This window comes from Pectobacterium colocasium (genome assembly GCF_020181655.1).
In the GTDB taxonomy this organism is placed as follows: Bacteria; Pseudomonadota; Gammaproteobacteria; order Enterobacterales; family Enterobacteriaceae; genus Pectobacterium; species Pectobacterium colocasium.
Genome location: NZ_CP084032.1, coordinates 1,853,145 through 1,873,668, shown reverse-complemented (window position 1 = coordinate 1,873,668; position 20,524 = coordinate 1,853,145). Strand labels below are relative to the sequence as shown.

Annotated in this window: 17 protein-coding genes and 3 pseudogenes; 11 read left to right on the top strand and 9 right to left on the bottom strand. The window is 41.5% G+C overall.

The window, feature by feature from the left end:
- Window positions 1-57: 57 nt before the first annotated feature.
- Window positions 58-657 (top strand): nitroreductase family protein, encoded by a 600-nt coding sequence (locus LCF41_RS08465; RefSeq protein ID WP_225087665.1) that lies wholly within the window; start codon window positions 58-60, stop codon window positions 655-657.
- A gap of 223 nt (window positions 658-880) precedes the next feature.
- On the opposite strand, the gene LCF41_RS08460 is transcribed toward LCF41_RS08465, so the two are convergent.
- Both LCF41_RS08460 and LCF41_RS08455 read right to left on the bottom strand, forming a co-directional pair.
- Window positions 881-1,795 carry a lipid kinase gene (locus tag LCF41_RS08460; protein ID WP_225087664.1) on the bottom strand — a complete coding sequence of 305 codons (915 nt, stop codon included), beginning with the start codon at window positions 1,793-1,795 and terminating at the stop codon, window positions 881-883.
- Between the two features lie 332 nt (window positions 1,796-2,127).
- Window positions 2,128-2,862 (bottom strand): annotated as a pseudogene (locus LCF41_RS08455) (GntR family transcriptional regulator).
- Between the two features lie 217 nt (window positions 2,863-3,079).
- Between LCF41_RS08455 and LCF41_RS08450 the strand changes: the two are divergent.
- Both LCF41_RS08450 and LCF41_RS08445 read left to right on the top strand, forming a co-directional pair.
- Window positions 3,080-3,553 (top strand): annotated as a pseudogene (locus LCF41_RS08450) (lyase family protein); the annotation flags it as partial.
- A gap of 147 nt (window positions 3,554-3,700) precedes the next feature.
- Entirely contained in the window at window positions 3,701-5,122 is a 1,422-nt protein-coding gene (locus tag LCF41_RS08445) for a DASS family sodium-coupled anion symporter (protein WP_225087662.1), read from the top strand.
- 90 nt (window positions 5,123-5,212) lie between these two features.
- On the opposite strand, the gene LCF41_RS08440 is transcribed toward LCF41_RS08445, so the two are convergent.
- On the bottom strand, window positions 5,213-5,380 hold the full coding sequence (locus LCF41_RS08440) for a YqaE/Pmp3 family membrane protein (RefSeq protein WP_225087661.1): 168 nt from the start codon (window positions 5,378-5,380) through the stop codon (window positions 5,213-5,215).
- A gap of 442 nt (window positions 5,381-5,822) precedes the next feature.
- Here LCF41_RS08440 and LCF41_RS08435 point away from each other — a divergent pair, with 442 nt between their 5' ends.
- Window positions 5,823-6,386: a YolA family protein gene (locus tag LCF41_RS08435; protein ID WP_225087660.1), complete on the top strand. Its 564-nt coding sequence runs from the start codon at window positions 5,823-5,825 to the stop codon at window positions 6,384-6,386.
- Between the two features lie 101 nt (window positions 6,387-6,487).
- On the opposite strand, the gene LCF41_RS08430 is transcribed toward LCF41_RS08435, so the two are convergent.
- On the bottom strand, window positions 6,488-6,967 hold the full coding sequence (locus LCF41_RS08430) for a hypothetical protein (protein WP_225087659.1): 480 nt from the start codon (window positions 6,965-6,967) through the stop codon (window positions 6,488-6,490).
- A gap of 243 nt (window positions 6,968-7,210) precedes the next feature.
- Here LCF41_RS08430 and LCF41_RS08425 point away from each other — a divergent pair, with 243 nt between their 5' ends.
- The 5 genes and pseudogenes from LCF41_RS08425 to LCF41_RS08405 all read left to right on the top strand — a co-directional run bounded on the left by LCF41_RS08425 (window position 7,211) and on the right by LCF41_RS08405 (window position 11,558).
- Window positions 7,211-7,597, top strand: coding sequence for a lysozyme inhibitor LprI family protein (locus tag LCF41_RS08425; RefSeq protein ID WP_225087658.1), 387 nt, complete (start codon window positions 7,211-7,213; stop codon window positions 7,595-7,597).
- A gap of 236 nt (window positions 7,598-7,833) precedes the next feature.
- Window positions 7,834-9,060, top strand: a complete 1,227-nt coding sequence (locus LCF41_RS08420; RefSeq protein WP_016243621.1) for a tyrosine-type recombinase/integrase — start codon at window positions 7,834-7,836, stop codon at window positions 9,058-9,060.
- Between the two features lie 14 nt (window positions 9,061-9,074).
- Window positions 9,075-9,307, top strand: a pseudogene (locus LCF41_RS08415) (tyrosine-type recombinase/integrase); the annotation flags it as partial.
- Window positions 9,308-9,418: 111 nt separating this feature from the next.
- Window positions 9,419-10,636, top strand: a complete 1,218-nt coding sequence (locus LCF41_RS08410; RefSeq protein ID WP_225087657.1) for a ComEC/Rec2 family competence protein — start codon at window positions 9,419-9,421, stop codon at window positions 10,634-10,636.
- A 25-nt stretch (window positions 10,637-10,661) separates the two neighbouring features.
- A complete protein-coding gene (locus LCF41_RS08405) occupies window positions 10,662-11,558 on the top strand; it encodes an HNH endonuclease (protein WP_016243623.1) in 897 nt (298 codons plus the stop codon).
- 1,127 nt (window positions 11,559-12,685) lie between these two features.
- Here the strand turns inward: LCF41_RS08405 and pilV are convergent.
- Window positions 12,686-14,161 (bottom strand): shufflon system plasmid conjugative transfer pilus tip adhesin PilV, encoded by a 1,476-nt coding sequence (gene pilV / locus LCF41_RS08400; protein ID WP_225087656.1) that lies wholly within the window; start codon window positions 14,159-14,161, stop codon window positions 12,686-12,688.
- A 182-nt stretch (window positions 14,162-14,343) separates the two neighbouring features.
- Between pilV and LCF41_RS08395 the strand changes: the two genes are divergently transcribed.
- Entirely contained in the window at window positions 14,344-14,742 is a 399-nt protein-coding gene (locus tag LCF41_RS08395; RefSeq protein WP_225087655.1) for an H-NS family histone-like protein, read from the top strand.
- A 128-nt stretch (window positions 14,743-14,870) separates the two neighbouring features.
- On the opposite strand, the gene LCF41_RS08390 is transcribed toward LCF41_RS08395, so the two are convergent.
- The 3 genes from LCF41_RS08390 to LCF41_RS08380 form a co-directional block, all read right to left on the bottom strand.
- Window positions 14,871-15,224, bottom strand: coding sequence for a conjugal transfer protein TraD (locus LCF41_RS08390; protein WP_191233074.1), 354 nt, complete (start codon window positions 15,222-15,224; stop codon window positions 14,871-14,873).
- A complete protein-coding gene (locus tag LCF41_RS08385) occupies window positions 15,221-15,472 on the bottom strand; it encodes a hypothetical protein (protein WP_023302090.1) in 252 nt (83 codons plus the stop codon). Before LCF41_RS08385 ends, LCF41_RS08390 begins: the two co-directional genes overlap by 4 nt.
- 201 nt (window positions 15,473-15,673) lie before the next feature.
- Window positions 15,674-16,012, bottom strand: coding sequence for a DUF3892 domain-containing protein (locus LCF41_RS08380; protein WP_225087654.1), 339 nt, complete (start codon window positions 16,010-16,012; stop codon window positions 15,674-15,676).
- Between the two features lie 675 nt (window positions 16,013-16,687).
- Between LCF41_RS08380 and mobQ the strand changes: the two genes are divergently transcribed.
- A complete protein-coding gene (gene mobQ, locus LCF41_RS08375; RefSeq protein ID WP_225087653.1) occupies window positions 16,688-18,091 on the top strand; it encodes a MobQ family relaxase in 1,404 nt (467 codons plus the stop codon).
- A 100-nt stretch (window positions 18,092-18,191) separates the two neighbouring features.
- Here mobQ and LCF41_RS08370 read toward each other — a convergent pair whose 3' ends face one another.
- Window positions 18,192-20,372, bottom strand: a complete 2,181-nt coding sequence (locus tag LCF41_RS08370) for a DEAD/DEAH box helicase (protein WP_225087652.1) — start codon at window positions 20,370-20,372, stop codon at window positions 18,192-18,194.
- Window positions 20,373-20,524: the final 152 nt, after the last annotated feature.

The following is a 20,524-nucleotide window of genomic DNA, read 5'->3' as shown; positions in this document are numbered from 1 at the left end:
GGAAAAATCGGTGACACAGTATTAAGGTTAGTCATCACGTAAACTGAGGAACACACCATGAGTAATGCTTTTTTGCAGTCAATCAAGGCTCGTCGTTCAATCTATGCCATCGGCAATAAATTACCGATATCAGAAGATCAGGTTACCGCCCTCATTACCGAAGCCGTTAATGAAAGCCCCTCCTCTTTTAATTCGCAAAGCTCACGCGTTGTGATTCTGTTCGGCGAGCAGCATCACAAACTGTGGGATATTGTTAAGCAGCAGTTGAAGAAAATTGTGCCTGCGGACGCCTTTGCTCCGACAGAAAATAAACTGGCCTCTTTCGCTGCTGGCGCGGGGACCGTCCTGTTCTTTGAAGACACCGCCGTGATTGAAGCACTACAGGAAAAATTCGCACTTTATGCCGATAACTTCCCAGTCTGGTCTGAACATTCAACCGGTATTGCGCAGTTTGCCGTGTGGTCTACGCTGGCACAGGAAAAAATTGGTGCCTCTCTCCAGCACTACAATCCGCTGATTGACGATGATGTGAAAGCACAGTGGAAGCTGCCAGCCAGTTGGAAGCTGCGTGCTCAAATGCCATTTGGCTCCATCGAGCAACCAGCTGGTGAGAAAACCTATATTTCGTTTGAAGAACGTTTCCGCGTATTTAAATAATTCGCTGACTCATTCTTTATAAACAAACAGGGACACCATGCGGTGTCCCTGTTTCAAACTGCTGACAAACCTATTTATTGAACGAGAACGGGAGTAACGGAATAGAAGAGTAAAGCGTTTGCGCCAGGGATGGCGCAATCCGAGCGTACAGGGATGTATTTACAGCGTCTTTACGATCTATCCGTTACTACCGCCATACGGACTTTGCCAGCAACCTCAAATTTTAATCAGGCACCGGTGGCGCAAAAACCTGAATCGCCTTTTCTCTGATTCCGAATACCGCTGGCGTTTTGCCAATCAGCTCGCCATCCGCATTGATATCGTGCGGCTTCGGGGTACTTAACGTCAGCTGTCTGGCGGAAAAGGCGCGAACCTTGCGCCAGCGGCCATGCGTTCCCTTGCGGATAAAAGGAATCAGCGCCACCATTTCCCACCAGTGAGACACCTCCAGGCTGTACACATCCAGCCGACCATCATCGGGCGCGGCACTGTCTGCTACCGCCATACCACCACCATAGAAACGGCCGTTCCCCACCGACACCTGCACGGTTCTCACCCGTTCTTTAATGCCGTCATGCTCGATCTCAACGCGGAAAGGACGGCTTTGCTTCAAGAGCTTAAAGGCCGCCAGCGCATAGCCTAATGTTCCCCAGCGTTTCTTGGATTTCGCCGACAACCCGCGTGCCAATGCCGCAGAAAACCCAATACTGGAAACGTTAAAAAACAGATGTCCGTTGACCTCGCCTAAATCAACGGCGCGCCGCTGTCCGTTGGCAATAACCTGAATCGCCTGCCGGATCTCTCTGGGGATCCCCACCGTACGGGCAAAGTCATTCGCTGTCCCTAACGGCAGCACACCCAGCGGCAAGCCGGTATCCACCAGACCGGGCGCGGCGGAGTTTAACGTCCCATCGCCACCGCCGATAATGACAAAATCCACCCGATCCGCATATGCGCGTATCATATCGCTGCATGAACCCGACGCGTTTTCATCCGGTTCGACGATGCTAATCCGGCTTTCCTGTAATAGCTGTTTCACATAGCGCGCAGAGGAATCGCCATTCCGCGCCTGCTTATTAATCAATAAAAGCGCTGTTGGGCCTGATTCCTTCACTGCTGAATAATGGCTCATGGTCATTCACCCAACGTTATTTTTTGATGAAATTTGTTTGATGAAATCTAACCATAGGGGTAATCAAACCGACAAGGGAGCTTTAACAAGCCCACAATAAAATACAAAACATTACGTTCTAACATTCTGCGCTAATACTTCCACACTGAAACCACTATACTGAACCCTACGAGTCAGCAATACCTTTGCCCGTTTTGTTAAGCCGTTATTCCAGTAACACAGGCACCACTATTAAGTGGTAAGCACACAGTAGCCACAAGGCATGTGCCTGCCTTCATCATGCAGGCACATGTCGACAGGAAATAGTCACCGTCAATCAGGCATTGACCGGATTATGCTCAGTTTCGTGTTTGGCGTTTCAGCGTAATAGAACAGGTATATCGGTCCGCCGGATGAATCGATACCGTGGTTTCAAAGACGTTCCCCGAGCGGTCCAGATAATGGCGAACTATTTTTAATGCCGGATAGCCTGCGTCAACACCCAGCGTTTTCGCTATCTTGGCCGGCACGCCAACAGCAGAAATCGTCTGGCGCACTTCTTCACCCTGCACGCCGTAATGCTTTTCAATCAAATCGCTAATCAGAGCAAACGGATCGCTGCGTACCAGACTTTTGACCTTGGCATAATCCGGGCTAACGTAGCTGTCAGTCCAGCATATTGGGGCGTCTTTTTTCTCGCTGTCTTCACGAATGCTGGCAATATGCAGCCAGCGATCGCCCGGTTTGCCACCAATAATCTGTGCCAGCTCGACATCCGCCACGACTTCATCAATCTTCTTCACTACGCGCAGGTTGGTTTTTGCCAGCACGAACAAATCTTCAAGACTGGCCAGAGGATGATTACGTTCACGCTTTTCATCATTATCGACCACAACGGAACCGACCCCCTTGCGACGAGAGACTAACACCGCCTACGTCAGATCGCGCAGTGCCTACCTGACAGTATGTCGGCTCACTTGATACTGCTCACAGAGCTACAGCTCGGAGGGGATCAACGACCCCGCCGGATATTTGCCTAATGTAATGTTTTGGCTGAGTTCACGGGCAATGCGCTTATACAAGGGTTCTTTCATCGGCTCACGCTCTTAATCAATATTGATGCCCTGCATCACAAAATGACATTCAACCGCCCCCTAACTTGTCCGTACATGTTGTTATATGCACGGCATGTACGGACATTTAAACATGTCCATATATTTGACCTTTCAGGCCATGCCGCGACAAAGGTAAGCTCGTTTTATCTTATCGCGGATATGGTCTGCATCTTATCACTAATACTTTCGCTTCAGGCTGGCCTGCGCCAAAGGTGTTCGCCAACAGGCCGGGTTGATGCTGGATGCAATGGTGCAGGACCTGGAACGCGCTACAGGCCCCTGGCACGCAGAGTGGATTGCCATCCCGGAAAGTTTCCTTCTTTCCGCGGGTGCGCTCAATCAGGCCAAATTCATGTTAAACGGTCTGATTGTCGATGAGAAAATGATGCTGAAAAACCTCAACATGACCAACGGCCTGATTGTGGCAGAAGCCGTAATGATGGGGTTGGCACCCTATATTGGTCGTCAGGAAGCACACGACATCGTCTACGATGCCTGCCGCATCGTAAATGAAAAAGGCGGTACGCTAGCCGATGTTCTCAATGCCATGCCCAGCGTCGCCAGCCGCCTCGATCCTAAATTAATCAACGACCTGACTAACCCCGTCAATTATTTGGGGAGCGCCCCTGAAATGGTGGATCAGGTATTAAATAAAACGGAAAGAAAATAATAATCACCGGTGATTATCCGGTATCACCCTTATTAACAGACTGAGTTCAAGACGTTCCCAGACGCTAGATAATAGCGCGTCTGGGCAGGCCCTCTGTTGCCGGGAATGATGGCGGATAACCATGATTTGCACGATTAAGGAGGCATTATGTCATCCGAATCATCCACCAAGAAAAAAATAGTCGCGTCTATTATTCCTCTCCTGCTGGGCCTGATTATCTGGTTTTCTCCGGTTCCCGGTGGCCTTACGCCACAGGCATGGCATATGTTCGCGATTTTTGCCGCCACCATTGCCGCAATACTGACGCAGCCGCTGCCGTCGGGCGCCATTATGCTGCTTGTCCTTTGCGTGACCATCTTCACCGGCACCTTAACCGAAGCCAAAGCGCTGGCCGGTTTTTCCAGGGGCATCGTCTGGCTCATCTTTTGTGCCTATATTCTTTCTCTGGGTTTTGTGACATCTGGATTAGGAAAACGCATCGCCTACAAAATGCTGTCGCTATTCGGCGGAAGCAGCCTGGGGATCGCGTATTCACTGGGCGTTTCCGATCTCATCATGGCGCCCGCCATGCCATCCGTCACGGCGCGTTCGGGGGGAATTATCTTTCCTATCGCGCGTTCCATTAATGAAGTATTAGGCTCAACACCCGGCGTTAGCGGTAAAAAGATCGGGGACTTCCTGATCATGGTCTGCTTTCAGTTTACCCCGATCACCGGTGCAATATTCCTCACCGGCATGGCCGCCAACCCGCTCGTTGGCAGCCTGGCGAAAACCTCACTAGGCGTGGATATCACCTGGGGCGGCTGGTTTGTTGCCGCCGTCGTGTCCGCCATGTGTTGTTTCTGCCTGATGCCGCTGCTGGTTTACAAAATACTGAATCCGGAACTGAAAAAAACGCCAGAAGCCAAAGAGATGGGACGTCGGTCACTGGCGGAATTGGGAAGCATGAAACCAGCAGAGAAAAAAGTAGCCTTTGGCTTTGTTCTCGCGCTACTTGGCTGGGGAACCAGCCTTGTCACCGGTTTCTCTGCCACTTCCGTCGGGCTGGCATTGGTCGCCTACCTGTTCGTGACGCAAGCCGTACAGTGGAAAGAGGTTCTTAACGATCGCGCCGCCTGGGATACCGTCATCTGGTTTAGCGTCATTATCAGCCTCGCCGCAGGGCTGTCTGACCTTGGTTTCATTAAATGGATGACCGTTAAGTTGGGTAACTCCATACAAGGTTTCGGCGCGATGGAAACCTTTGTGATTCTTGGCATCCTGTATATTTATGTGCACTATCTGTTTGCTACCGCCTCTGGCCACGTGGCCGCACTCTATGCGCCCTTCGCCGCCACTGCGATAGCCGCGGGTGCACCGCCCATGATGGTCGCCATCTGTTTTGGCATTTTTAGCAACCTGATGTGGGGAAATACCGAGTACGGCGGCGGCCCTGGCCCTATCTATTTTGCTCAGGGATATTTTGAGCGGCATCGTTTCTATAAAATCAACTTCTGCATCGTCACGTTTAATGTCGCCCTGATCTTTATCGTCGGCTTAGCGTGGTGGAAACTGATTGGCTATTATTAATCGCCTGCCCTACCCATACGCAAAAAATCAGGGGAGGCTCGTTGCCTCCCCCGTTATTTCATCATAATCGTCGGTCAGACTCTCCAGCCATTACAGGCCATCGTCTTTCGTCTGAACCCAAAACGCATGCACCAGCCCAGGAAAATAGCCTAACAGCGTTAGGATAATGTTCAGAATAAATGCCCCACCAATACCTTTCCCCAATAACACGCCCAGCGGTGGAAGAACAATAGTAAAAACGATGCGCCAAAATCCCATATCAACCTCCGTAACGTGATGATTACTTATGAAACTAGCTCAGGGTCCGGGATTTGTCAGTATTCACCAAAACAATTGAGATTAATCTTTGCTGAGAAAATGAAGGCCTGTGCTTCAGAACACCAGAACCGCACTGTCATCCATCAGAGCATTGTCTCATGATACTTACTCATGTTTGAGTCCATGGATAAGATGACCGAACACGCTACGCCACGTATTACCTCTCCTCATTATTAATTCAACCAATTATTCATAATAATAAGAAAAACCTTCAAGATATATTTATTGAAATACATAGCAGAGAAAAAACAACTCTATTAATAATTAATCACGCTCTGGATTTATATTTCCTGAATACCTTGAAAAACCGATTTAACTTTCTAAACTTAATCGCGATGCAAGGACTTGCATCTAAAAACAGCAATTAACATTGGAGATTGTTATGAAAAAGAAATTTGCATTTCCTTTATTATTTTCACTGACTACAATTTTCAGCGCGTATGCTTATTCAGAAACATCCAGCCTTAATGATAAAGAAGGCCCGCCAGTTAAACTTACCGAAACAGCCTTCGCCCAACTTGATGGAAGCAACAGCGTATTATCCATTTCAGAAACAGGAGAGGCCCCCACACAAACCGGTGCACTGCGGGCACCAGCGCCACCGCTGAGCCGGCTTGCTATCTATGCTGTCGGTTCATCAAACTGCAATTGGGAATATATGACCACTGTTGGTCAATTTTCAACAACGTGCGATCACGGAGGAGCACAGCTTCGCGTTGCCGTACAGGAAATTGGCTATGGCGGTAATGCGATTGCCTGGATGAACTCTGGCCAATTAGCAAATTCTAAAAATTACCAGAATGATTCTATTTGTGTCGTAGGGACATCTTACGTTTTCCCTTGTCCCGTTGGTGGCACAGTGGTTGGTTGGATGAAATATTACAACCTTGACGGCTCGCAGAACGGTATATTTAAATTCCAGGACACCTCAATCAATGCTCCCTAGAATACACTGTACACTCAGATCAGCATTAAATAATCTCTTTTCGTTCCCATCAATACGTCCCCATCAATAAATAAAGGCCAATTCACACTTGGCCTTTTTCATTACGCGAACATATTAACCTTTACGGCTTTATCCTGAAAACGAAGCAACGCATCAGCAGCGCGTTGCAGGTTTTCTGCGCTCGCCATTTCATTACGTGATAGCGCGCCATCAATCCCTTCCTGAATTTTGGAGAACACGTTCATAGGCTGCTGCGATGAAGCGGGCGCGGTGCCATCGTAAACGACTTTAGACAGCGCGGTAGGAGCCATGAATCCCAACAATGGTGACGATTCGTCGAGATCCATCTGTCCACTTTGGATCAGGTTATTTACAACCTCGGTCAACGCTTGTGGCGTCATATTCGTGAAATCGTATTTCTTAATCTGAGCAGCAGAGGCAGCAGCGTTATTGGCTCTCACTTCCTGCGTTTTTTCAGCTAAAACAGCAGCAAACGAGGCTTGATTACCAGCCTGAGCCGTTGAGTTGGCGATCGAAGCGCGATGCGCAAAGAGGCCATTCTCTCCAGTCTCAATTTTCATATCCTTCCCTCCCGGTCGTAGTGAATAGTCAATGCATCCAAGCAAACGATATGTCAGCGCATTCAGTATAGGATTGTCGATGAAAATATCCCTATTTGATCGGAGGAATATCACCGTAAACGTCAACCTGCTCAAATGTTCAGCGATACCGTAGCGTCCTCCCCACTCAGTTTATATGCAGCGAACAGCATGGCTGGATATAATCAATATTCATGCGTAGTGTCTGTTTATAAAGGATAAAGAATGAAAAAATTCGCTATTGCCCTCTTTGTTCTACTGCCCCTGGCTCAAGCCGCGGCAGCAGACTGTGACAACGCCAGCACACAGCTAGACATGAGCCAATGTGCGGCTGATGAGTATAAAAAAGTGGATGGCGAACTTAATCGACTCTATCAGTATGTCGTCAAACGCCTGGTGATTGAAGAACACAAGGCATTGCTCAAGTCAGCCCAGAGAAAATGGATCGCGTACCGCGACGCTGACTGTGAGTTTCAGACCTTCCCGACAACCGGAGGATCGGTGCATGGCATGGTGTATTCCCAGTGCCTGACGCAGAAAACCGCCGAGCGCGTAACAGAATTCAAAAGCATGCTACGTTGTAAAGAAGGGGATTTGAGCTGCCCACTTTAAGCCACTGCCAAGTGTGGAAAGCGTCACAGACTAAACGCGCGGTAAGTGTTTGAATAGTGGCGGAGAGAGGGTCCATTTTTTTAGTGTTCAGCTACGTCCGAAGAAGTCTATTTTTTATATATAAAACAATATATTGTCATTTAATTATTGTTCGATAATGTATTGCTATTTCCGACGCAATCAGCGATTTTATGCAGTACCGTATGCATGGCGGGTTGTATGACAGGATTATCGATATGCCGAAGAAGGCCAAAGAACTCTCAGGGCTTGCCGTATCAAGATTAAAAACAGAAGGCTCTTTTGCTGTGGGTGGTGTTGACGGCCTATATCTCCGAAACAGAGGCCAGTCCCGATCATGGATTCTTTGCGTGGCTATGGGAGTCAGAGTTAATGCCAGAGGTAAGACCGTTCCAAAACGCTTGAACTTGGGTCTTGGCCCCTACCCCGAAGTCTCCTTGGCAGAGGCCCGTGAAAAGGCTCGTGAACTCCGCAAGCAAATCAGGAATGGAATTAACCCGCTACAAGAAAAACATGAGCGCACTACCCAACAAGTAGAATTAGCCCGTAAACAACGGTCGTTTGCTCAATGCTGTGAGGACGTATTGGCAATCAAAGCCAGCGAGTTGAAGAACAAGAAACATGTCGCTCAGTGGCGAGCTACCTTAGAAACATACGCCTATCCGTTTATTGGTCAGAAAGCAGTAAATGAAATAACAAAAACCGATCTTTTAGCCATCCTTGAACCCATTTGGCTGATAAAGAATGAAACAGCAAGCCGCCTTCGCGGGCGTATTGAAGCCGTTCTCGACTATGCCAAAGCAAAAGAATATTTTGAAGGGGATAACCCTGCAGCATGGAAAGGAATGTTAAAACCCCTTCTCCCCTTACCCAGCAAAGTTCAAAACCAAAAACATCATGCCGCCCTTCCCTATGGTGATATTGGGACATTTATGGGCGAACTTCGTCAACGTCAGGGTATTTCTGCCCGCGCTCTTGAATTTGCCATTCTCACAATCGCTCGCTCTGGTGAAATACGCGGTGCAGAGTGGAATGAAATCGATCTTGCGGGGAAAACATGGACCATACCCGCCAGCCGAATGAAAGCAGCAAAAGAGCATCGTGTTCCTCTATCTGATGCTGCCATTGCGCTGCTAAAGGAATTACCACGCTTTAAGGACAATAATTTTGTGTTCCCTGCCCAACGTAAAGGACAACTATCTGACACTGCATTACTGGCAGTGCTAAAGCGCATGGGATATACCGACTTAACGCAGCATGGATTCAGATCAACTTTCCGTGATTGGGCTGGCGAAACAACATCGCATCAGCGTGAAGTTATTGAACATGCTCTGGCACATCAACTGGCTGACAAAGCAGAGGCGGCTTACCAGCGTGGGACGTTATGGCCTAAACGGGTTGCGTTGATGGATGACTGGTCGGGGTATTGCTTTGCCAACGTTTAACTGTTCTGTTTGAAAGCACCACACAGGGCATCTGTGGTCATGGTTTCCACATACTGGCCCCATCGCCCTGATTCAGTCTGGGTTATGGTCAGAAGACGCTGTAGAGCGTCAGATGAGCCATAAAGAAAGCAATAGTGTCCGTGCTTACACTCACAAGGCCAAGCATCTTGACCAGCGCCGCCTGATGCTTCAGTGGTGGGCTGATTTTTTGGATGAGAACCGGGCAGGCAAGGTCAGGCCGTTTTAAGTTTGCGCAGAACGGGTAGAGTTACAGCCAAGTATGACTTGATTAATTTAGACCCAGTGTTAGCATAATTTAAATATTCAACCAAATTGTTCATGATGGAATAAAAATAAAATGACATTACTATTGTCGGAAGTAAAATATCATGGAGTAGGCCAAGGACTATTCATTTCTGGAGAAATAACTTCAAATGAAAGGTCTTTCAAATGGGTTTATGATTGTGGATCAAGTTCAAAATCAGGTAAACTAATATTAGAGAGGAAAATTAAAAATCTATTTAGACAAAGAAATGAACCTATCGTTATAGATATGCTGGTTATTTCTCATTTTGACAAAGATCATATAAATGGATGTGAGTTATTACTGAAAAAATTTAAAGTAAATAAAGTAATACTTCCATACATCCCACTTTGGAAAAGGATCCTATTAGGATTAGAGCAAAAAGTAGGTATTACTGGAAAGTATATTGATTTTTATATAAATCCTACCACATACATTAATAAAATATCAGAAAATAAAGAAATTCAGATAGAGTACATAGATTCACAACTGTTCAACTCTGACGAAGAAAATATCTCACCCGCCAATGAGTCACAATACATCCCACCTCATGAAAACGAAAGTGATTTATTTAACTCATCTAATGTTAAATTAATTAAGAATGGCGGTGTTTTTATTGAAAAAAATGTTATCAGTTGGGAGTTTGTATTTTATAACGACGAGGCCATGAAAGGACACCTCGATAAAGCAGCAATAGACGATATAAAAAAATTATGTACAGAAATAAACAAAGACAAAAAAACAATAAATAAAATAAAAGAAAAGTATGAAGAGAAATACAAAAACAAAGAAGAAAGAAATATGATTTCCTTGTTTATGTATGCTGGGCCAACAGATATAGAACGTAGTATCGAAGAGATATATACCCATTCGTACTCATCGGCAAGCGTGAAAAATCACGATATAGTTTACCTGCACTCATCAAACCAAAAATCAGGGTTTCTATTTACTGGTGATGGATACTTAAATACTCAGCACAGATTCCAAGCACTTAAAAAATCAATTACAGAAAAAAGAATTAATAATATATTATCCTTTCAAATAATGCATCATGGCTCAAAAAACAACTGGTTTCACGGTATTGCAAATGAAATATGCCCCTTTTTTAGTGTATTTAGTTCTAATCCCGAAAGATCTAAAAGAGACAGATCTGGGAAATCTAAATCATGGAATCATCCAGATCCTGAAGTTGTAATGGACTTCTATAGATACAATCCTATTCAGGTCGATCTGAAAAATTCTTTTTATATACATTCTCGTTACTTTATTTAGTTCTAAATAAATATGGAGAAAAATAATGAATATTTTATTTTGCAATATTGGGTGGATGGATAAATATGATGGGATTGATGGGGATTCAATCAACCGAGGTGGGTCCTACAATAAAACAGCCACAGGCCATGAAGTTTGTAATTTTACGAATTCTGATGGGTATGTATATGGATATGTACAACCAACAGGGCAGATAAAAATAGAAAAGTTAGGTGCTAACAGGAAGGACGAAAAAATTGATGGTATAACTGTTGTTTGGCTTGCTGGCCCTGAGTCTGGCGGTACTGCTGTTGTTGGTTGGTATAAGAATGCGACAATATTCCGCGAGCCACAAGAGCTAATATATCCTTCATCAACACATCGAAAGAATGGCATAACTACTTTTAGAATAAAAGCGTTGTGGAAGGATGCTTTTTTATTACCATCTGATAATAGAAGCTTAATGATCCCCAGAGCAGTCAAAGGAGGAATTGGACAAAGTAATGTTTGGTATGCAAATACTCCAGAAAGTGATGAACATGTCACCAAAGTTAAAAATCTGATTGCTAATTTTGACGAAAACCTTCACATACCAGATATAGACCAAGAAGCGATGGGTGCTGAAGGCAACCCGAGATTTAGAGCACATATACAAAGAGAAAGAAACTCAAAAATTGTTAAAGAAAAAAAACGAATTACACTAAAAGAAAAAGGTCATTTGAAATGTGAAGTATGCAGCTTCGATTTTTTCGAATTTTATGGTGAGGATGGATATGGTTTTTGCGAAGTACATCACTTAATACCATTACATAAATCAGATGGAGTAATTATCACCAAGTCATCAGATCTTGCAATAGTCTGTTCTAATTGCCATAGAATTATACATAAAACAACGCCAATGATTTCAATTAGCGAATTATCTAAAAAAATAATAAGAAAATAAAATTTGAAACTGAAATTAAGATGACTCGCATTTAGATGAAATATGGTTTTACAGTAGCAAGAAAAGGGCCGTAAGGCCCTTTCATTTTCCATAAAGATAACTCTCCATTGGAGAGAATGCATATCCCCACATTGGGGTAACTCAATCAGCCCATTGGGCTGTAAACAGCTCCCCATATATGGAACAATCAAACAGAATATTCTCAAGAAATACTTGTTAGATATAATATTAAATATCTATTGCCAAGTATATTTACCTGTTTTTGAAAAATATTATCTATAGCCACCAGCTACGAATAAATTTAATCCTCCATAAAAAGCCTGAGGATTAAACTAAGTTCCTCACGCCTTATCTATATCAATATTTGATGCTATCTTTTCGAACATTATGAAAAGACATATAGTCAACTAGAATAAAAGACCAGAGACACTCCCTGTCCTTGCAGATATATAGAAACCATTATGAACTATGCCAAAGTAACAGAATACCTTAAAGGTAATCTGCAGCATAGGAAGAAACGTTAAAACCTTTCCTCCCTATACCAGCAAAATTAAAACCAAAAATCATCAATCCATGGCTATGATTTTTACCCTACCTACAATTTTACTATCAATGGGTAGCAGTTTTTGTCCCATATTTGTGGGTATAAGGATTATAGTTCCCTTTCGTTTCGAAGTTATTATACTGAGTCGAGTCTTTAGAAGTTCTTGTATAAGGAGGGACATATTTACCTTTTGTCGTGGTATAACCGCTGACCTTATCGTGATTCAGGCTACTCCCTGTCCCGTAGCCATACGTTTTAGATGCTTTGTATCCACCTCCCAAAGATGAGTGATACCCACCCCCCTTGGCAAAAACGCCTGTTGTAAAAAACAACACAAATAATGAAATAATTATCATTCTCATAATTCCCTCACAGAACAAAATAAAATAAGAAAATTAATAGTGGCGTTAAAATTAGCATAAAACAGGCACCAAACAAGATCTTATAGAAAAGATCACCTGAATCGTATAAATAAAATGAGAATCATTGCTGGCAAGTATAAAAACATATCACGAAGTTTCAAAGAAAATTATACACCAGACACAATATAAATTTATTACCATATAGTTATAGCTCTAACCCCTTAATCAAAACAAGACGATCTTGCCCATGTAACAACACCTGCTTTCCAACTTGTAACCCTCATTTCTAACATCCATATGTCGCCTGAACGATAAACAATAGAGTGTTTAGTTGCCATATCAGTAGATTGATCTCCTGAAAAAACACAAAGGAGGTGTTGTCCAAGATTTAATGATTTATAAACATCACCAACTCCATTGCTGGAAGATTCAAACACAACACTGTATATCTTTTCATTAAATTTAAATTTTGCCCATAACCCATTAACACAACTTAATGCCGAACCTTCAGCATCTCTCCCTTGTAAACCATTAGGTGAGCAACCACTGCCAGCGGATGCTTGTCCGTTTATATAAACAAACTCACCTGCATTTACCCTTCCATCAGCATTAATACTCCCGTTTGAATGAATGTAATTAGAATTAATATTTCCAGAAGCCCATACATATGATGTATTAACAGTTCCTGAATTAGCATATATGTCTCCATCGGTTACAAAAGCTTTTTTTGCGTATACTGTGCCATCCGCATTCAAAGCAGCAGCCATCTTTTTATTGCTATCAGCTGCAACCCCTATATTTCCAACCGCATACATGTTTTCTCCTGCATTTACAGATTTTTTTACATACGCAATACCATCTGTAGAAAAATCTCCTTTGGCATAAATATAGCTATTGGAAATAATACCTTTACCTGAGTTTATTACACCCCCAACTGTTAAATCTTTAGAGACATTCAAGTTATTGTCGAAATTGCCGGTTCCTGATACATATATGTCTTTTATATTATTAATATTATTACCTCCCATATTCAGATCACCTGTCATAGGTAAAGTTCCATCACGACGCAGGTAAACAGAATACATAGCGGAATCATATCCGATACGATATGCCATAAGACCTGCACTGGTGATATTACTGTAATCTGTTGATGCTTCTTTCCATGCACCCTGCAAACCTGATGCTAACGTTGCTGATTGCGTCATACCACTATCAATACCTGCCGCTTGCATCGCTCGACCCAATAAATCGTAACGATACTTATCCCCTTCCATCCAAGGCAAAGTCGTTGTAATAAGACCATTAACTACATAGTTAGGTGATATTCCTGAACGTTTTAATATAATTTTATATGAAGATTTTTGTGCATTAATACCGGTGTATGACGCAGGTAATAACCCTTCATTAACCAGTGTCTGGTATGTAATTTCGCAGCCAGAAGCATTACAGATACGGGGACCCGGATCGCTTGACTGACTGCTGCTTGAAGTCAGAGTGGAAAGTTTATCATATCGGATATTAATATAACCATTAACCGCCTCCCCGACCTGTTTAATTTGCTGACCAACAGCATTAGCTATAATCGTTTCCTGTTCATTTTTCATATCCTGAAAACGCATAAATGCCATCATGCTACCCACACCCAGCACCAATACGAGTTCTAACAGGGAGAACCCTTTCTTATTTTGTTTTTTCATTTTCATCGTCCTTTTTTATTTCACGTATTAATTAATTATCAAAAATAAACAAGAGGTCAAGACCGATGAATATATAATCAATGAAAAGATTAATAACAAAATTTCAAATGAGCCGATTTTATCTCTCTCTATCCGGTTTGTGGTATCATTACAATGATTTTATACATTCAGGATAAAAGAGAATGACAGACGCTATTAAAACACTTAATAACATCCGTACCCTTCGCGCTCAGGCACGAGAAACAGATCTGGCTACACTTGAAGAGATGCTGGAGAAATTAACTTCTATTGTCGAAGACAGACGCCAAGAGGAAACAATCGCAAAGCAACAAAATGCTGAACGTCAGGGCAAAATCGAAGCCCTGCGTGCGCAACTGCTTGAAGATGGCATTGACCCGTCTGAGCTGCTGGGTAATGTTAAATCATCACGTCCTGCTGCTTTACGCGCTCCTCGTCCTGCAAAGTACAAATACATCGACGAAAACGGCGATGAGAAAACGTGGACAGGTCAGGGTCGAACACCAAAAGTGATTGCAGCTGCACTGGAAAGCGGTAAGGTTCTGGAAGATTTTGCCATTTGATTAAGAGTTTTAATTTGCTGCCAAGGATGGTGGTAAAAATTGGCTACCGCGCCCTCTGGGGCTTGCTCAACAGCTCCCCAGCCTAAAACAAGTTTTAAGCCGAAGAGCTGTTCGGACGTGAAATGATTTTATGGTCTGAATTTCTTGAGAACTCTTTCAATGTAGATTTGTCCATTAACTTTATACCGTTCGATATCGTGTGTATGTAACGATGGAACTTCTAACAACAAACCAAAGAGTAATTGCTTATCTACCTCACTTATATCACAGTTTAAAACCTTGGCAACCTCTGCACCAAGAATTATTTTTTGTCGCGTATTTTCTTTTTTGCTGTCTCTTTTTTCTTTTGCTTTAAGGTAATTTAATTTATTTTGCGCTCCAGCAATTTTCTGCTCAAGTGTTTTCTTAATTTCAGGTCTGTTTCTATCATTCTGAAAAACATTGCCAGTCAGATAGGTGTTTTTTATTTCATTATCATTCATTCTTTTCTCCACTGATGCCTATGATTGTAAGGAATATTACTTCTGAACTCATCATCTGAAAGTGCTCGTTTGATTGATTTAATCCGGGAACGGAACTGTTTCTTTTCCTGTTTCTTTTTAAATTCAACTCTTACTTCTGTGATTATCTTTTCTGCTTCTCTATACGCTTTTTCCAGATCGGTATAGATTCCATTATCAAGTAATCGTTTTGCTTCAAGATCGATGGCTTCATCGTTATTTTTATACATAAAACCTCCTTGTCTTTATTTCCTTAACACCAATTAGCATAATTAATAAATTAATCAATAGTATACAAGAATTATTTTATTATATATCTTCAAGTCTTTTAATGGACTTTAAAATTATCTCTATAACTAACTACATTCCGAAGTAATCATGGTAAGCGCAGTAAATAGTAAGAAAGGGCCAATAGGCCCTTTCTTTAACACTTATGCGCACTCAGGAAGACTCAAAAGGTTATTAGGCTGTTCGCCATCATTTTGTGTTTTTAAGTATTTGTTACCAGAAGCGCTAACAGCAACAATCACCCACACTGAATGTCCTCCTGCATTAACATAAAATCTCCATTTCCCAGATTCTATTCCGCTTATAGCCTCTTGCTGTGTGAGCTTCCATCTGGTGCCATCAGCATTCTTACCGCCAATATGAGTTATCCTTTCATGAGCACTCTGGCGATTGCTTTTATTGATACATAATACTTGATGTTCGGACATTTTAGCCTCATTATAATTGCTGTATGTAATTAATAAACTGATCATCATTTTCATTGCATTAAATTGCTTTAATAAATGATGCACACTGAGTTTAGGTCATATCCTCACGATTTCCAGTCAACAAGAACCTAAATCGCGCGCTTTGTAATTTGTGCAACACAAGTGATAGCAATTACTAACTTAAAATATCTAATACTCTCCGCGTTACTTATTTTTGCTTATATGTTATTTTCATTTCACCTTTCCGTTTCCCACCTTATTTTTTGATCTTCACCTGTTAATTCTATAACGGAGAATTCTTCACTAAATCTAACTGTTTTATTTATTTTTTAGTGTTCCCCCGCCTTACGGCGGGATAAATTAATACTCTTCCTGTCCTTCGGACGCTATCAAAGCCCAATCCGTGTAATATCGCGGAATACTTCGTCCTTTCATCCATATAGCGCCGCTTAATTCGGCGGTTTGTTTTACAGACATTCATATATTTAGTATTAATTAATAAAGGCAAGCCTTATACATTGCCGTTATTTTTGAGCCATTTATGGCGATAAAAAATAAAGCAATGCCCACTTACGCATTATCGCTTCGCTCTAATGCCGTGGGGTCTACCGACGGTTGCCGCCGCAGGCTAAAACCGTTTCCTTCGGAAACAAAATCAGGGTCAACGTCAATCTCGGCGTTTACCTTACGTAAAACGAAAAGCAGCATTTGGCATTGAGGAATATTTGGATGGCGATATACAGTTTTAAAATGGAGAACATCAGCAGAGGCGAAGGTCACTCTTCGGTTAACTCTGCTGCATATCGTCACCGTAAAATTTTCTTCGATAACAGAACAGGTGAAGTGTGTGGTCGCAAAACAGCACATAAAAAGGACCTTGCCTTTGCGCAGATTTTTGCACCTGAAAATACTCCACCTGACCTGATTGTTGACAGTGAAACACTCTGGAATGCTGTTGAAGCCTCAGAGAAGAGAAAAGATGCCCGTCTTGCCAAAGAATTTAAAATTGCCCTCCCCGCAGAGCTAACACCAGAACAGAACATTGAACTCACTGCAGCTTTTGTTCTTGAGCACTTTACCAAGCAAGGCATCATCGCCGATGTTGTTATCCACGATATCACTGGTCATAACCCGCATATCCATATAATGGGAACAACCCGTGAAATTCTTTCTACCGGCTTTGGTAAAAAAGTCCGTGAGTGGGACAAACCTGAGACTCTCGATAGCTGGCGTAAAGGCTGGCAGAACATCTGTAATGGGTTCCTTGAGCTGTATGGTCAGGATGAACGCGTTGATCACCGTTCTATCAGGGTTCAGTATGAAGAAGCCCTTGAACAGGCTATCGCTGCCGCTACCAATGAAGAGAAAGCAATCTGGCTGGCTAAAGCTATTGAAACGAACCGCGATCCAATACTTCATATTCCTCGTGACCGTTGGGGAACTGTTGCAGCTCAGGAACAACGTGCTGCAGAGCAAGCCATACGTGATAAGCTGAAAAAAGAAGCAGGCGAAGCATACTTTACCTTTAAAGATCTTCCATTGGACATCGTTGTTGATGTTGCCAGCTTTAGGGTTCATGCACTGGCTGAACCGGAAGAAATTGTTATCCCGGATAACACAGGCAGAGCTTCATCTACAGGCTCGCAGAAACCTGTTCTGGTTGCTCCTGCGCCTCATACATGCACTACACTGAAAACCCCATCCTCTTCAACAGCAAGAGCACTTAAACGCGCTCCTGTTAAAGTTAAGAGGAAGAAAGTTGAACCTCGTCAGAGCGGTGTGTTTAAGCGTTTCACGCTGTTGGTAGTAGATTATATAAGAGAGAAATTCGTCTGGGCCAAGAAGAAGCCAGCCCCTGTTTCAGTCGATGCTGAACATGATAAGCGTATAGCTGAAAACTATGTCTTTGATGAGGTTCTGGGCATTTATGTTTCACGCTCTGAGCATGAAAGACGTGCAAGATTTAACAAGGATGACTACAAACCAACATCTGATGAAATTAGGCGTTTTCCAAGCCGTCCGGTTAAACCAGCACAGCCTGATAGCGATCTTGACTATATACCAACACTTGCTACAGACAGGAAAAACACAGTGCCTAAATTGAGACCTCCCGGTTATCGAAGTAGAGAGTGATGAGTAAACAGTCCATGTATTGCCCATACGCAACATGCCGCCCATTGGTAAACGTTAGGTATAGCGGTATTCGTCGCAGCTATTTAAGAACATCTGTATATTAAAACATTTTCTTAATGATGTTTTTTTCATAATCTATTAATTCATTATAATCATACAATTTTTTATTTGATATCAACCGAACAACTTCATCATCAGCTAGGTGATCAGGTATAAATTTCGCAATTTTTTGTATTGCCGACTTAGGAACCCCATATTCTATAAGGATATTTAAATGTTCTGGTATGAAATCATTCTCTATTATGGATGAATAATACAGATAGTTTCCGGGTACTAAACCCAAAAGCTTGCAGACATATGTTTGTAATTCATTTAATACAGATAACAACTTTGGAAGTTTATATTGAAACCAATGACGTAATATATAAAAAGAATCTTTTATCGATTCATCTATTATTTTTATTGTTTTTTCATCATTCATCTTTCCTGACTTGCTTAAATTATAGTTATATGTATTTTTTACTAACTCTAATATATTTTTGGAAAAGCCATAATCAAAAGTAACCTTAGTTAATCTTTCGGCGGACATTTGATTACTTTTCTCATTATCTTTTAATAAATACTCCCAACACAAATGTATACAAAATTTTAACTGTTCATATTTTGGTGTTGAGGACCATGCAACTAGTGCATAATTATCCCGTATGTTGGTCTTTAAATAATCAAGAAGTTTTTTTTGTCCACGGATGTTTATAGAATTATTTTTAAATAAAACACTTTCATCGAAGGATAATGATGATATGAAATTATATTCGATTGTATTTTTATTTTTTATATCAGCATCATCAAGGTTGATTAAAATTTCCTCATTAATCGGATTTTGTTCGAAAAATGGTATATCAATGTATATCACCTCTTTTTCTGGAGGAGGATTAAAATTAAATATATTTCCTGAATAGTGCTCCATCAATCTTCCAGCCCTACCTTTGATATTTGAATAATCAAAGTAGTCGATACTCAAATCCTTCCCTTTTTTTTCATCAAAATAGACAATGTTTTTAGCGCTAGTATTTACTCCCTCAATTATTGTTGAAGTACAAAAAAGCACCTTTATCAAGCCTTCATTAAAATAATCTATTATAGATGAAGTAATATGTCTAGGTAGTGCTCCATCATGAAATGCCACGCCATGTTTTATTGAATCAATTAATGACCACCTCTTAGAGATATTTTTCTCGATCCATTCTATCAGCGGAGGATTATGAGTTAGCTCTCTAGATTTATTTTTTTGAATAAAATCAGCAAACTCCCTTGAGAGTCTTCTAGCTTTACTCGGAGAGGCACAATAAACAATTGTTTGTTCATCGCAACGTCCAGAAATCAATTTAAATAAAACACCTTCTTTAAACCTTGCCTTATTTCCACGAGAGCCAAATAAATCAACATAATCTTTATATATATTAAAATCATTACATCTAACTAGACTATATTGGCTTTGATAAAAGACAGCATTATATTTATCAGCAAACCCCGGAGTTATTCCATCAATATTTGGCCCCAAAAAATAAAATTTTGGCGTGCTGTTTTTAAATATTTTTATAAATGCATTATTTAAAGACTGATGTCTTTCATCATCCCTCTTAGAGCTAAGTTTATAAAACTCATCAATAATTAGATAATCTACTTTAGGAAGGTCTTTATACTCATTCACTCGCTCAGATGTTAGCAGAAAAATATTGCCCTTTCCTTCTGAACAAAACTCCTGACTTGTTCTTACGATTAATTTATAGTCATTGGAATATTTTGAAATCTTTTTTCTCGTCTCATCGAGTAAAGCTAGAGTTGGCTGAATAATAATGATGTTTTTGTATTTTTTGGATGCTACTATTTCCTCTATTAAGAGACTTTTCCCAAAACTTGTAGGAGCACTTGCAATAACGTTTTTTTCTGAATTGATTAGATCCAGTAAATATTTTTGTTCATCATGAAATACTTTATCTTTGATATTTATTGACCTGTTATTTTCAAACCTTATTTTTTGCGATGATGAGGATAGTGGTAAATCATTTTTTATGATATAAGGATAAAAACCTGCAGACTCGATTAGATCTGCTAAAACACCATCTAATATTCGCGAATAATCATTCTTCTTATCTAAAATTTTTATTAATTCATCTCTCCCCTGATTCTCATCTGATATTAGTAATCTAGCACATTTTTGATACTCACTAAAAGTATATTCGAACAGGGTGTCACTTCCACTCCCAATATTCTCATTCATATATCAACCACCAATTTGTTGAATCAATGATAGTTTTTGATGAAGTTTTTTTACTAACTCTATTTTATTACTCACGGGAAAAAGCATAAGAATAATATTTAAATGATTTTTTAAAGGGTGTTTGTAATTTTCATCAAAATGTTTTTTTAGCA